This is a genomic window from Cohnella sp. (genome assembly GCF_041640265.1).
Taxonomy (GTDB): domain Bacteria; phylum Bacillota; class Bacilli; order Paenibacillales; family Paenibacillaceae; genus Cohnella.
Map to the genome: position 1 here is coordinate 1 of NZ_JBEQAP010000043.1, position 13,947 is coordinate 13,947.

Annotated in this window: 10 protein-coding genes; all 10 read left to right on the forward strand. The window is 47.8% G+C overall.

From position 1 onward, the window contains the following. Positions 1–496 precede the first annotated feature (496 nt). The 10 genes from ftsY to ACESLK_RS22970 all read left to right on the forward strand — a co-directional run bounded on the left by ftsY (position 497) and on the right by ACESLK_RS22970 (position 13,880). The gene (gene ftsY, locus ACESLK_RS22925) at positions 497–1,501 is read left to right on the forward strand and encodes a signal recognition particle-docking protein FtsY (protein WP_373232036.1); all 1,005 of its coding nucleotides are present in this window, start codon (positions 497–499) and stop codon (positions 1,499–1,501) included. Between the two features lie 167 nt (positions 1,502–1,668). Beyond that, complete coding sequence (locus ACESLK_RS22930) at positions 1,669–3,627, forward strand: hypothetical protein (RefSeq protein ID WP_373232037.1); 1,959 nt, start codon at positions 1,669–1,671, stop codon at positions 3,625–3,627. 139 nt (positions 3,628–3,766) lie between these two features. Beyond that, entirely contained in the window at positions 3,767–4,249 is a 483-nt protein-coding gene (locus tag ACESLK_RS22935) for a hypothetical protein (RefSeq protein WP_373232038.1), read from the forward strand. A gap of 19 nt (positions 4,250–4,268) precedes the next feature. Further along, a complete protein-coding gene (locus ACESLK_RS22940; protein ID WP_373232039.1) occupies positions 4,269–4,445 on the forward strand; it encodes a hypothetical protein in 177 nt (58 codons plus the stop codon). Positions 4,446–5,184: 739 nt separating this feature from the next. Next, positions 5,185–6,198 (forward strand): response regulator transcription factor, encoded by a 1,014-nt coding sequence (locus ACESLK_RS22945; RefSeq protein WP_373232040.1) that lies wholly within the window; start codon positions 5,185–5,187, stop codon positions 6,196–6,198. Then, entirely contained in the window at positions 6,195–8,060 is a 1,866-nt protein-coding gene (locus ACESLK_RS22950; RefSeq protein ID WP_373232041.1) for a cache domain-containing sensor histidine kinase, read from the forward strand. The genes ACESLK_RS22945 and ACESLK_RS22950 overlap by 4 nt, the downstream gene beginning before the upstream one ends. Before the next feature lie 52 nt (positions 8,061–8,112). Then, positions 8,113–9,666, forward strand: coding sequence for an extracellular solute-binding protein (locus ACESLK_RS22955; protein WP_373232042.1), 1,554 nt, complete (start codon positions 8,113–8,115; stop codon positions 9,664–9,666). Between the two features lie 101 nt (positions 9,667–9,767). Continuing rightward, the gene (locus ACESLK_RS22960; protein ID WP_373232043.1) at positions 9,768–10,727 is read left to right on the forward strand and encodes an ABC transporter permease; all 960 of its coding nucleotides are present in this window, start codon (positions 9,768–9,770) and stop codon (positions 10,725–10,727) included. A gap of 2 nt (positions 10,728–10,729) precedes the next feature. Then, positions 10,730–11,596: a carbohydrate ABC transporter permease gene (locus tag ACESLK_RS22965; RefSeq protein WP_373232044.1), complete on the forward strand. Its 867-nt coding sequence runs from the start codon at positions 10,730–10,732 to the stop codon at positions 11,594–11,596. Positions 11,597–11,816: 220 nt separating this feature from the next. Continuing rightward, positions 11,817–13,880 (forward strand): glycosyl hydrolase 115 family protein, encoded by a 2,064-nt coding sequence (locus ACESLK_RS22970; protein ID WP_373232076.1) that lies wholly within the window; start codon positions 11,817–11,819, stop codon positions 13,878–13,880. The last annotated feature ends 67 nt before the right edge of the window (positions 13,881–13,947 follow it).

Here is a 13,947-nt window from a genome sequence, read left to right on the forward strand (position 1 = left end):
TTAACTGCACCAACCCCTTGTCACTTATGGTTACTATCCCTATACCCCATTCAAAGCTTATCCAAGTTATCTGAAATCCTGCGAATAAGCGAGCATACGTGAGATAAACTCATCATACTGAGGGAGTACAACACGCTCACAGCGTGCTAAATGCACCGAAATGCTGCGATTGGAGGCTTTAACACGCTCACAGCGTGCTAAATGCACCGAAATGCTGCGATTGGAGGATTTAACACGCTCACAGCGTGCTAAATGCACCGAAATGCTGCGATTGGAGGCTTTAACACGCTCACAGCGTGCTAAATGCACCGAAATGCTGCGATTGGAGGATATAACACGCTCACAGCGTGCTAAATGCACCGAAATGCTGCGATTGGAGGATTTAACACGCTCACAGCGTGCTAAATGCACCGATATTTTGGTCAATCAGTGCTTATTTTAAGAACGGCATAGAGTGATAGTATGTTAAAAGAGCAACAGGCTGGAGGTAACAAAAATGAGTTTTTTCAAGAGACTGAAGGAAAGTATCGCATCTAAGACCGAAGCGGTAACGAGTAAATTCCGCGATGGGTTGGCGAAGACACGCGACGCTTTCGTTGGCAAGGTAGAGGAGCTGTTCACAAGACGCAAGAAAATCGATGAAGAATTCTTCGAGGAGCTGGAAGAAATTCTGATCGGTGCAGATGTCGGCGTGAACACGGTTATGGGCTTGATCGATGATCTGCGTGCGGAAGTGAAGAAGCGTAAGATCGAACAGCCGTCTGAGCTGCAGCCTATTCTGTCAGAGAAGCTCGTTAATATGCTTAAAGGCACCGATGAGAGTCCTGACTTGAACAGCAACCCGAACGGGATAACGGTTATTTTGTTCGTTGGCGTAAATGGCGTGGGTAAGACAACTACGATCGGAAAGCTGGCATGGCGATATAAGCAACAGGGCAAGAAGGTTCTCTTGGCGGCAGGAGATACTTTCCGCGCGGGAGCGATTGAGCAGCTGCAGGTATGGGGCGAGCGTGTGGGAGTTGACGTAATCAAGCAGGAATCGGGCTCCGATCCTGCCGCGGTTATGTTCGACGCGGCAGTGGCGGCGAAGCAACGAAACGTTGATGTTCTGATATGCGATACGGCGGGTCGGCTGCAGAACAAGGTGAATTTAATGGAGGAGCTCTCTAAGATTCATCGTGTAATCCAAAGAGAAATTTCAGGTGCGCCGCACGAAACACTGCTGGTGCTTGACGCAACAACCGGTCAGAATGCCTTGCAGCAAGCGAAGTTGTTTGGAGAGAAGAGCGGTGTAACCGGATTAGTACTGACCAAGCTGGACGGTACAGCCAAGGGTGGAATCGTCATTGCCATCCGCAACGAGCTTTCGCTCCCTGTGAAGTTTGTCGGGTTAGGCGAGAAGATGGACGACCTGGAGCCATTCGATGCGGATCAATTCGTGCATGCTTTGTTTGCAGGAATGGCTGGGGATGAAAAGGCTGAGGATACGGAAACTAAATAATTGAAGATTTATTTATGCACCCTACTATGGCTTTATGTTCATAGGGGGTGTTTTTTTAACATACTTGAAATAATCATCTTTTCCAACAATCCGAATCAAGGCAGGACTCAAGTCGCATTATGTCGAAATTAAATCAAGGTCGACACGCGTGTGAAGGAGCTGCCATCGTGAAGATTTTGAAAGGCTTGACATATATTCCGTTTACTATGTTGTCGGTAGTATTAATCATACTTTGCATACTCTTGAACTCCCTGCATTTGACCATCCTCAAACCGTACTCCTTGGGAGAGTATTTATCGGAAGGCTTGATGTACGATGCAGCGTACACGTTATTTACTGAACAATTTTTGGACAAAATGCAGAATGCTCCGGAGTCGGGCCAAGTCACAGAAAACGAGTTCCTCGATATATTGAGCGAATCTGCACGGACTATTATTACCCCCGAGTGGATCGAAGAGAAAATACAGGAAGTGGAACGCTCGGTCTGGGATGTATTACTTAGAAATAGTGAGAACATACAGCCGCTTGAAATACCCACCTTACGGACAGAGGTATTGAACCGCGTCCAAGAACGTTTACAGGCCTCTGACCTGCCAAAAGAAGAACAAAATCGCCTATTCACAGAAATGGATAACCGGCTCCCCGTCGCTTTGCCGCTCGAAGGTGTCTACATCGAAGCCGAGCGAATTCAACAAATGAAGGCGCGTTATGATTTGATACGCCACACGCAGCAAACGCTCTGGTTCATAACGGCCATGGTTTTTGTTGCGGGACTTGCGATCACGTTCTATCCGAAAACGTTATTACGCTGGACCGGACTTGTGCTGGGCGCGGTTTCAGCAGTGCTGTTCGGTGTGGTTTTTGCTGTTGGCCGCATCAATCCGTCCGAACGTTTGGAATCCGTCATCAAGTTCGAAAAGTTCAAAGAAAACATCATAAACATGTACGGCAAATTCGAACAGGATGTCACTAGAATATGGACGGTTACCGGTGTTATTCTAATGGCAATCGCGTTGGCGTGTTTCCTGGCAAGCTTTTATCTGAATAGATTCATTCAAGTTCAACCTTTCTCTCGGCGAACAAAATCGTGGTTTTTAACCGGTCGCATCGCACTCATTCTCTTATTGCTCGGAACGGTATCTTACATTACCAAAGAGCAAGTCTCCGAATTTAAGGAGCACAATGGGTCTCCGATCTACGATCCTGGCAATGAGGGCGAGAGCAGCGAGCCGTTGAACAAACCGCTTAAAGGTGTCTCCTTGTCTCCGAAAAGCTTTCAGCCGGATGATATCTCCGATTTTTTTAATAAAATCGATAAGAAGGTCGACGCGGTAATGTGGGCGGGAGATTGGACGGAGCTCGGAGTGAAAGGTGCCGCACCTGAAGTGGTTGCAACTTTATCCGGTCAGTACGGTTACACGCCGATTATCGCGGCTCAGTTTTTCGATTCCAAGGGAAAAGTGCTTCGCAAATTAGATGAGAATACACGCAAAACTTACCGGGATCTAGCAACGGATTTTACCGGCAAACATAAACCGAAGTACTTGGGGCTTGGGATCGAAGTCAATACGCTCTATGAAAACTCGGAAGAAGATTTTGATATCTTTGTCCGGCTTTTTGATGACGTTTATGATGCAATAAAAGCGAAATCCCCGGACACGGTCGTTTTCACCGTATTTCAGCTTGAAAAAATGAAAGGGCTGCATGGCGGATTATTTGGTGGTATCAACAATCCTGACCAACCGGAGTGGGCGCTGCTGGACCGTTTCACCAAGGCGGATGCGGTCGCGTTTACGACTTATCCCGGCATCATTTATAAGGACCCGTCCGATATTCCAACCGATTACTATAGCAGTATCCGACAATTCACCGGAGATAAACCAATACTTTTCACCGAAATCGGCTGGCACAGCTCAACCTTGGTGAAAGGTTGGGAAAGCAGCGAGGCCGAACAGGAACAATTCATAAAAACATTTTTTGATCGGGCAAGAGACATGAACAAAGAGATGGCGGTATGGAGTTTCCTGTATGATCCTGAACACGATGAACCTTTCACAAGTATGGGTCTGTTCCGCCGCGATAATGGGCAAGCAAAATTAGGGTGGGAAGAATGGCTGAGTAATTAATGATAAGGAATATCGTGCTGCCTATGGGCATAAATTTGGGGGGAACCCATTTTTCTTATATTCGATTTGAAGTCTTATTTTCTGGCCCAATTGCAGGGTCTCTTTTTGTAATTTCCACATATCATATGGGGGGATTGATATGGCAGACATTACCACGATTCCAGGCTTTATGGAAGTGTTTCGTCTGCCTATTATTATGAGTCTTATCGGCGGATTAATTGGTCATTTTGTAAAAAACGGAACTATTGAATTACCGAAGGTAGTCATTGAATTTGAGGACGAAGAAGTTGATTTTCCTAAAAATCGTTTATTACTGCGGCTGCGAAGGTCTTATCATTATATATTCTTTATACTGGGCTATCGAAGGAAGAGCAATGCGTCAAGAAGAGTGTTCTTTGACTTAGGGTTTTTAGGGGATTTGTTGATTGCTATTGGAACCGGTATTTTAGCTAAAACGGCTTTAGCCTTAGCAGAAACGGATAACGACTTTGCTGTCATCAGCAGCGCATTATTGGCTGGATATGCCGGGCTTTCTTATTTGAAGGGCAAGGCAAATGAAGAATTATCCGCAACCGTTCTTGAAGAAGTTACAGATCAGGATGAAAGTGAAAATCAGAAGTGAATTGAAAGGAGAGTATATGGTGAAGCGTACAACCGTTAAAGTTACCCCAGAGGAAATGCAGGAGCTTAAAAAGCTTGCTGTGGTTGTGAAAAATCCACTTCTCCCGATGTCTCAGAGAAGGATCGCGAAGTCACAGTACGAGGCCATCATTAAGTTTGCTAAGCACCAGAATCGTGCGGCTGTGTCCTTTCTATAATTGCCTGATTGGCTCGACACTGACACTGGCGGCGGTTATTGACCCGGACTGGTGTCGTGTGCGTTTTGCTGCTGACGCGTAGTAGGCCATACTGCGCGTCTTTGTTGTGCGCCCAGCTATATCAAGGCATGTCTACCTGAGGATGATATAACTTTCTAAATTGGTTGGGACTGATCTGTTCAAACTTTCTAAAGACGGAACTGAAATAGTTAGCATCTTCAAAAACCGGCCATCGGAGCGATTTCTTTTATTTGTATTTAAAGGATGTTGCAACAGGAGTTCCTTGCTTTTTTTTAATTCTAACGGAATGGATTTATTGAAAAATTCTTATAGTCGTTGTCTTTTTAAAAAGCGTACATAAGTGCTGTGGTGTCCGCCGATGACATCAGCCATAGCCTCTAGCGTGAGAGGTTTATCAAAGTTTTTAAAGCATAGTCCGATTCGTCGGTTGCGTTCTCCCTTCCGTTAATACCATTAGTTGGAGAGTTGAAAGGCTTGTTTTTCATAAAGGGTACGAGCATAATTGTAGAAAAAAAGGACATGTCACATGAAACGATCAGTAAGTAAAATCAGAAAGCTGGCGGATAATTCCAAATACGCCGCGGTGGAAATTTACCGTTACACGCGGAGAAGATGCTTGATTTTATCGATGTGACAGTGGATAACTAGGAGCCCCCATCATCATTTCGGACGGGGGCTCCGTTTGTTTCGATTATGAAAAAGAAGAGGGAGGTTCAATATGCTTAAGGTTATGGTGGCAGAAGACGAGCCTTGGATCAGAGCGGCCATTGTAGAAATGGTAGAGAGTTTCGGCCATGATATTAAAGTCGTAGGCGACGCTACGAACGGCATGGAAGCATGGCACATGATTCAGCAATTGTGGCCGACTGTATTGATAACGGATATTATGATGCCGGTGATGGACGGTCTGGAACTGGTGCGGAACATTTCGGAGAATAAAATCCCAATGGCGATCATTATCATCAGCGGATATGAAAATTTTCAATATGCGCAAAAAGCAATCAGTTACGGCGTCAATAAATATCTGCTTAAGCCCGTAAAACGGGAAGAACTTCAGGACTCTCTGTTCGAAGTGATGGGGAAATTGACGGAAATCGAGAAAATGAACCATTATTTGATGAAAATCCAGACGTTTTTCGATACGATCAACGATATTGACCCGGCAGGGGGCATGAAATGCCTGTATCAACTTGTTGACAATATCCGCACGATCAAACATGTAAACTATGGCGCTTACCTGAGCTTGCTCCGGATTGTGGAATCAAAGATCAGCTTCTTGTTGACCAGCATCGAAGCGGAGCATTCCTTGATGGTTCACTTTAGCGGGGTTCCAGATCCGGAAATTCGACAGCATCTGGGCAAATTGGCGGAATTCTGGTTTCTTTATCCGGAACGCAATAAGAAGGAATTCAAACAAATCATTAAATCGGCATGTGATTTCATTCATGCCCATTACCAGGACGATCTTACCCTGACACAAATGGCGGAGTATACGAATGTAAGCATCTCCCATTTCGGTTCGCTGTTTAAGAGGTATACCGGAGAGTCGCTCATTACCTATATTAACCAGGTACGGGTTGAGAAAGCGAAGGAATGGCTTCGGAGCTCTGACGATAAAATTTACTTGATTGCCGAGAAGGTCGGCTTTTCAAGCCAGCATTATTTTATACGGGTGTTCAAAAATGTGACGGGGATGTCCCCGAATGAATATCGAAAGAGTATGGGGATATGAAAATGAATATGAAGCAGCTGTTCCAACGTCTATCCTTAAGGCAGAAAATCGTCGCCAGCTTTATCAGTATCGCATTGGTCGCTGTATTATCCATGAACTATATCTCTCATTTCTACTACAGCCGGGCGACGCAGCAGGATTTTTACAATATCGCCGAAACCACGACGGTAGGTCTGAATCATCAGTTGGAAACTTATATTGGGCAGATTGCCAGATCCACATACGCCATGAACGCGGGTGTGCTGCGTTATTCAAGCATACTGCAGCAGGACAATTCGAGCTTGATTCAGGATTGGCTCAGAGACGATTCGACGATGAGTCTGGAGAATCGTTACATGATCAGAGACACTCTCAACAAGTACATTGCGTTTAATTATCCCGAGATCGAGAACATCTATCTCATGTCGCAGGATCGGAGAGTTCTGCAGGCGTCGGGCTCTTTCACGGATGCCCAACTGGCAAGACTTCCGTGGTACGGGCGGCCCCTGAATACAAAACTGGAATTATTCCCGACGTTCTACGAGGACGGTCGAACCATTCCGCTCATTGCTGTTGCCATTCCAATCTTTGACGTGAAGGACACAACCCTATCGGGTCGGCTTGTATTGCATATGAGATTGACCGAAATCAAGAACATGATTGGAAATATGCGGATAGGCGATACCGGCTACATCCTTATGGTATCCTCGGACGGAAGAATCGTATACCACCCCGGCGAGGACATCCTCGCTTCCCCAATCGAGGAAACCGAGCTTTCATGGCTTGCGTTGGACAAGCCAAACAACCTTCAGACATGGCAGGGCAATCAGTATCTTGTTTCCTACAGCATTTCCGAACTGACCGGTTGGAAGACGATTGCGTTGGTGCCTCTGAAGGAGATGGCCACTGGTCTCCAAATCGCGCAGATATCCGCCGTCGTTGTGATGGTTTTGCTCATCCTGTTCATCATGCTTGCGGTGCCGATCGCTGCAAATCACATCACCCGACCGATGATCCAACTGAAAAAAGCGATGGAAAAGCTGCAGACCGGCGATTTAACCGTACGGGCGCCCGTCACTCAAGGGCACGACGAGATCCAGTTGCTGAGTTTAAGCTTCAATCGTATGGCCGGACGGCTGAGTGAGCTGGTAAATACGGTATACAAAATGGAGCTTAAAGAAGTCCAGACGCAGCTGCTTCAGAAGGAAGCGACGATTCAAGCGCTGCAAAATCAAATCAACCCGCACCTCTTATACAACACGCTCGATATCATCAAAAGCATCGCCTATCTGGAGGGGGTCCCCAAAATCGAAAAGATGGCGGAAAATTTGGCTTCGTTTTACAGGTTTACGGCAAAGCTGGAGCAGTCGGAGATTAGTCTTGCAGAGGAATTGGATCATCTGAAGCGATACCTCGAGATTATCCACATTCGGTTTACCCGGCATTTCGAAAGCAAGGTTTATGTGGACGATAAATATTTGCACGCGCGCATCATCAAGCTTTCTATACAGCCAATCGTCGAGAATGCCGTGAAATATGCGGTTGAGCCCCGTAATGGGAAGGCCGCTGTGATGGTTAGCGCGTATCCCGAAGGAAATGACTTAATTATTGAGATTGCGGACAATGGGTCCGGAATCGATGCCATAATTCTGCAAAATCTGAAAGAGCGGCTGATGAGGATCACCGAACAGCCAAATCATGGAGTGAAAGCGTCTGACTCACTCGGGCTTACGAACGTGCACAATCGGTTGGTGCTTTATTACGGCAAAGACTACGGAGTCAATATCCATTCCTTCCCGAATCAGGGAACGGTCATTTCGGTAAGGATCCCGTTCATAAGAAAGGATAACATTTCGTTAGATTGTACAATTTTAGAGGCTTGAAGAGGCTATAAAATAGAGTTGTAATAAAAAACACCATAAGGGGAGCGTTACTATGAAGCTTTTGAAAGCGGTCGCAATGTTGTTCCTGTCTCTCAGCCTGATCGTCGGTTGTTCAACTAGCAACAGCGGCGGAAATGCAACGAAGGAAAACACGTCGACGAATAACACGTCGACAAACACGGGGGAAGCCCCAGCGTCGGAACCGGCAAAAAATGAAAAGAAGATCCCGATTACGATCGCTACACAGTATTGGAGCGGCGGGAAATGGACGGATGATCATGCGACCATCAAGTATTTGAACGAGAAATTCAATGTCGACATCAAGCTGCAGCTCATTAACGGACCAGAATATAATGAAAAGTTTAAGGTTATGGCAGCCTCCGGCGATCTTCCGGACATTTACAGATCCTCCGGAGCCGAGTTTCTGAATTGGTCATCCGAAGGCGCATTCGCAGATTTGAGCGGAGTATGGGCGAAATACCCGAATCTGAATAAGGCATTCCCGCTCGACAGCGAAGCGATGAAGCTGCTGAATCCGGAAGGTAAGCTATACGGGATCCCGAGTATCTCCTGGATAGCGCGGGACACGGTACAAATTCGCAAGGATTGGTTGGATAACCTTGGCATATCGCTTCCCACTGAAGATGAGTTTACGGTCGACAAGCTTTATGAAATCGCTAAGGCGTTTGCGACGCAGGACCCCGACCAGAACGGCGTTAACGGTGACACGATCGGCATGAATATGAACCCGCTGGTCCGGAATGCGTTCGGCATTGCAAGTGATTGGATGGAGAAAGACGGAAAGCTGATCCCGCGTCATACGCAAGTAGAGGAGTATAAGGCTTATCTTGCCTTCTTGAAGAAGGCTTACGACGAAAAAGTACTGGATCAAGACTTTGTGCTTCGCAAAGGGAATGAAGTTCTTGAAATGCAGAAAGGCAACAAGATAGGGCTGTACCACTATCATAACGCCTACCATGTCCTCCAAGAGGATATCAAGAAGGCCAACCCGAGCCTGAATCCGGAGCTTGTGCCAATGGCTCCGCCTGTCGGACCGACGGGTGTCCGAGGAAGCACTGCCGAAAAGACGGGCACGCTAAAGGTGGTCATTAACGCGAAGGCGGATGATGAGAAGATAGATCGGATTTTGCAAATTTTCGATTGGTGGGTCACCGATGAAGGCAGTTCGATTATGAAGAATGGTATTGAAGGAGTCGACTACACGAAGAATGCCGACGGCACCTATCAAGTTACTGAGCAGTGGGAAAACAACCAACCGCGCTATTTGAACAGCAACCTGTTTAAACGCCCTGGCACTGATTTCATTGTCTACCTCTGGTCAAGCCAGGAAGAAATCGACCGTCATAATGCCTATGAGGAACTCGCAAAGAAATATGTCTGGAAGGATCCGGCGTTTGGATTCACATTCTACTCGGAAGCGTATAAGGATAAATGGGCTACGTTGGACGTCAAGTTCGAAGAAGCAGTTGTACGGATTATAGTTGGCAACCAGCCGATCGAATATATCGAACAGGCTTCCAAGGAATGGCTTGCAGGCGGCGGTGAACAAATTATAAAAGAAATCAACGAAGCAGCCAAGAAATAACCGATTTCACAAGCCAGGTTAGAACAGGCCGCATCCTCACTTGCGGCCTGTTCTCATCTTGGCGCTTGTGTTGCGACACAATAGAAGGGAGCTTGGAGACCATGAATCAACCCGCTACACTTGCGCAGTCCGTTGGATCCGAAAGATTACCCTCGGCGAATAAAAGAAATGATTATCTGAAGCGCGCTTTCCCGTTTTATTTGATGATCTTCCCGGGTTTGTTGGTTTTCCTCGTTTTTAAATACGTACCGATGTTCGGTGTGTTCATCGCATTTAAGAACTATTCGCCGTTCCGAGGCGTCTGGAAGAGCGAGTGGATCGGGCTCAAAAATTTTGTTCGCCTCTTTTCGGAGCACGACTTCTTGCTTTTATTAAAAAACACATTGTACCTGAACCTGCTGGATACGTTCATTGCATTCCCGATTACAATCATGGTTGCGCTTCTTCTCAATGAAGTGAGCAACAAATATTTTAAGAACTCGATTCAAACTATATTATATGCGCCTCATTTTTTATCCTGGGTCGTTATCGTCGGGATCACGATGTTGTTCCTTCGTACACAGGATGGCGGAGTGAACGTGCTCCTCAATACTTTAGGGATTGACAGCATCAATTTTTTGTCAAACTCGGGGAGTTTCCGCTTCATTTGGTTATTCCATAATATTTGGCAGGGGGCCGGCTGGGGCGCGATTATCTATTTGGCGGCGATTGCCTCGATCGATCCAGCATTGTATGAGGCCGCGAAGGTGGACGGCGCCAGCAGGCTGCGTCAGATTTGGCATATTACTTTGCCGTCGTTGAAAACAGTCATTGTGATTATGTTTATTTTGCGGCTCGGTAATTTTATCGATGTTGGCTTCGAGCATATTTTCTTGCTGCAAAATCCGTTGAACCTCCAAGTGTCGGACGTATTCGAAACGTTCGTATACCGCATAGGTCTCGTGCAGGGTGACTTTAGCTACTCGACCGCGGTCGGATTGTTTAAATCCGTCGTTGGACTCGTGATGATTGTCGCAGCCAATAAGATCGCCAAGCGGTTCGGAGAGGAGGGAGTCTACTAAAGATGAAACAAATGTCGAAGGGAGACCAGGTGTTTACGGTCTTAGTATACGCCTTCCTGATCGTCTTCACGCTGTTGATCCTGTTTCCACTGCTCTATATCGTGTCAACTTCGTTCGCACCGCAGGGGGACTACTACACGCGAGGCTTCTTCCTCATCCCAAGCTCCTGGACGCTCGAAGCCTATCAATATTTGCTGCACAACCCCGGTTTCGTCAGCGCGTTCAAGAGCTCAGTCATCATTACCGCCTTCGGAACCTTCATTAGTATGACGTTGACTGCTTTGATGGCATATGGATTGTCGGAACGCTGGCTCAGGGGTCGATCGGCGATTAATTTTTTGATCCTATTTACGATGCTATTCTCCGGCGGCCTCATCCCAACTTACCTGGTCGTATCCGGGCTTCATCTTGTCGATACGTATTGGGCGCTTTGGTTGCCGGGAGCCGTAAGTGCGTTTAGCGTAATCGTCATACGCGGCTTCTTCACATCGCTGCCTTATGAACTTAAGGAATCTGCAAGGATCGACGGATGCGGGGAGTGGAGATTGTTTGCAACTCTCATCCTCCCTTTGTCTAAGCCTGTGATTGCCACGTTTACCTTGTTTGGTATTGTAGGAAACTGGAATACCTATTTTTCGGCCGTGATCTATTTGAACGACAGTTCGAAATGGCCGCTGCAGGTATTTTTAAGACAGATGTTAATTCTGGAGGACGAAAAAATCGGTGAACTCATCGATCCGATATTTGAATACACCCCGGCGGCGCGAATGGCGGCGATCCTGATTACGGCATTGCCATTGCTGGTCATTTATCCGTTCCTGCAGAAGTATTTCAACAAAGGCATGTTCATCGGATCGCTTAAGGGATAATCCCGACGTCGGTCCTCTGGAAAATATGGTGGTTTTCGAAGAATTAGTTATAAAAAAGCAGCTCTAATTAATCTCCGGCGATAATTGTACCCAACCAAAACGCTTTTGAGCTAAATGGCTATGTTGAAGAGAACTTCCATGCACTGGCCAGAGGTTAACCCCATCTTACAATCAATAAAAAAAAGCACCTCAGTTATTAGTGAGGAGGAGATATAAGTTGGTGTTTATCATTGACAACAATACGATTTACCGCATTCCGCCCAATCCGGCTTCGCCTATCCGTCATGCTTGGGAGATGGTGAAGCGGGATCATGAACAGGTGCTGGGGGCAGTTCCGAGGTTCTCTTCGGCAGCGGCGGAGACTCCTGCAGACGTGGTGATCCGCTATGCGGTACCTGAAGACCGGTGCCCGGAACGGCCGGAGGCGTTTTGCTTCCGCTTCTTCCAAGATGGCGATAGAACGACACTTCATATTGCTGCGTCAGACGATCTTGGACTGGTTTTCGGCATGCTTGAGTATAGCGGGAAATATCTCGGCATCGATCCGTTCTGGTTTTGGGCGGACCTGCCTCCCGTACAGCGCAGCCGAATTGAAATGTCTGCCGACGATTACGATTCGCCGGAACCGTTCGTCCGGTTCCGCGGCTGGTTCGTCAATGACGAGGTGTGCCTGATCGGGTGGAAGGAGGAATACCCGCCGACCCGCGAGGTATGGCAGCCGGTCTTCGAGGCGCTGCTGCGCTGCGGAGGGAATATGGTCATACCCGGCACCGATCTGCCGAAGCACGGGATCCATGCCGATTTGGCGGCAGAGATGGGATTATGGATTACTCACCACCATGCAGAGCCATTAGGCGCCGAGATGTTTCTGAGAGCGTATGAAGGAAAGAAAGCGAGCTATCAAGAGAACCCGGAGCTGTTCGAGGCATTGTGGGAAGAAGCGATCGAGAAGCAGAAGGACCGCAACATTGTTCGGGTTCTATCTTTCCGCGGACAAGGAGACCAGCCTTTCTGGATAAACGATCCCGCATTCGACACGCCCGAGAAACGCGGAGAAATGATCAGCCGAGTCATACGCAAACAATACGATATGGTTCGCAGCAAGGTAGCCGATCCGCAGTATTGCGTGGCATTGTATGGGGAGATCTCGGAATTATATAAAGCAGGTCATGTCAATGTTCCGGACGACGTTATCAAGGTTTGGGCGGACAATGGATACGGCAAGATGGTGTCCCGGCGCCACGGCAACCTGAATCTGCGGGTACCGGCTTTGCCCGAGCCGCATGAAAAAGGGAAGCACGGCATTTACTACCATGTGACGTTTCACGATCTGCAGGCCTCCAATCATTTAACGTTGTTCCCGGCCGATGCCGAGTTGATAAGAAGAGAGATAGGGGAGGCATTTCGGGTCAGCGCTAAGGATTACGTGCTCGTCAACAGCGGCAACATCCGGCCGCACGTATATACGCTGGACTTGATACGGGAGTTGTGGACGCGTGGGAAGGCGGATACTGAAGAGCATCTTGGGTCGTTTGTCCGCCGAATGTTCCCCTCGGGTTCTCCGGAAATCGCCGAGATGTTCCGCGACTATGCGCGACGGACGATTTCATATGGTCCGAACGAAGACGACCGGGCGGGAGACGAATTCTATCACCATCCGGCCCGCCAAATCGTCGGACACTGGCTTCAAGGGAAGGCGGATCAACGGGACAGACGATTGTATTGGGTAACCGGAGAAGTCGATTTTCCGGAGCAGGTCGAGCGGCTGCGCCGGAAGTGCGTTGACGCTATTCCGGGTTGGATCGAGCTGATGGGCCGGATTGAAGAGCTGTTGCCGGAGCTGGTGGAGCCTGACCGCCTTCGGTTAAAGGATCATTTGCGGTTTCACGCTGAGCTGCATTTGTCTGGCTGCGAGGGCTTCGATAAGCTGGGTCAATCGTATAAGGCTTACCACGAGGGAAATTACTCGTTAGCCTTCGTTTATGCTTCACAGGCGATGTGGAAATACGAGAAGGGCCTTGCTGCGATGAAGGAAGCCGAGCATGGGAAATGGGCGAATTTCTTCCGGGCAGACTGGCTGACGAATATCAAGAGCACGGTGGAGAACATGGACACGCTCCGCCGCTGGCTTCGCATGCATGGCGACAGCCCCGATTTCTTCGCGTGGTACAAGAATTTTCTGATGCCGGAAACGGAGAAACACATTTATTTGGAGAACACGCACCGCAATCCTCTCTCAGACGATGAGCTAGCCCAAAGGCTGGCGGATAAGTTCGGCGTCTGAGTGTCTATAACGGAATAAATCAAGCAAAAAAAGCGCCGGGCTGGAATATGCAAACCGGTGCTTATTA

Excerpts from the sequence above, each read along its gene's own strand:
- ftsY (WP_373232036.1), top strand. The coding sequence starts at position 497 with ATGAGTTTTTTCAAGAGACTGAAGGAAAGTATCGCATCTAAGACCGAA.
- ACESLK_RS22965 (WP_373232044.1), top strand. The coding sequence starts at position 10,730 with ATGAAACAAATGTCGAAGGGAGACCAGGTGTTTACGGTCTTAGTATAC.
- ACESLK_RS22935 (WP_373232038.1), top strand. The coding sequence starts at position 3,767 with ATGGCAGACATTACCACGATTCCAGGCTTTATGGAAGTGTTTCGTCTG.
- ACESLK_RS22955 (WP_373232042.1), top strand. The coding sequence starts at position 8,113 with ATGAAGCTTTTGAAAGCGGTCGCAATGTTGTTCCTGTCTCTCAGCCTG.
- ACESLK_RS22960 (WP_373232043.1), top strand. The coding sequence starts at position 9,768 with ATGAATCAACCCGCTACACTTGCGCAGTCCGTTGGATCCGAAAGATTA.
- ACESLK_RS22950 (WP_373232041.1), top strand. The coding sequence starts at position 6,195 with ATGAAAATGAATATGAAGCAGCTGTTCCAACGTCTATCCTTAAGGCAG.
- ACESLK_RS22945 (WP_373232040.1), top strand. The coding sequence starts at position 5,185 with ATGCTTAAGGTTATGGTGGCAGAAGACGAGCCTTGGATCAGAGCGGCC.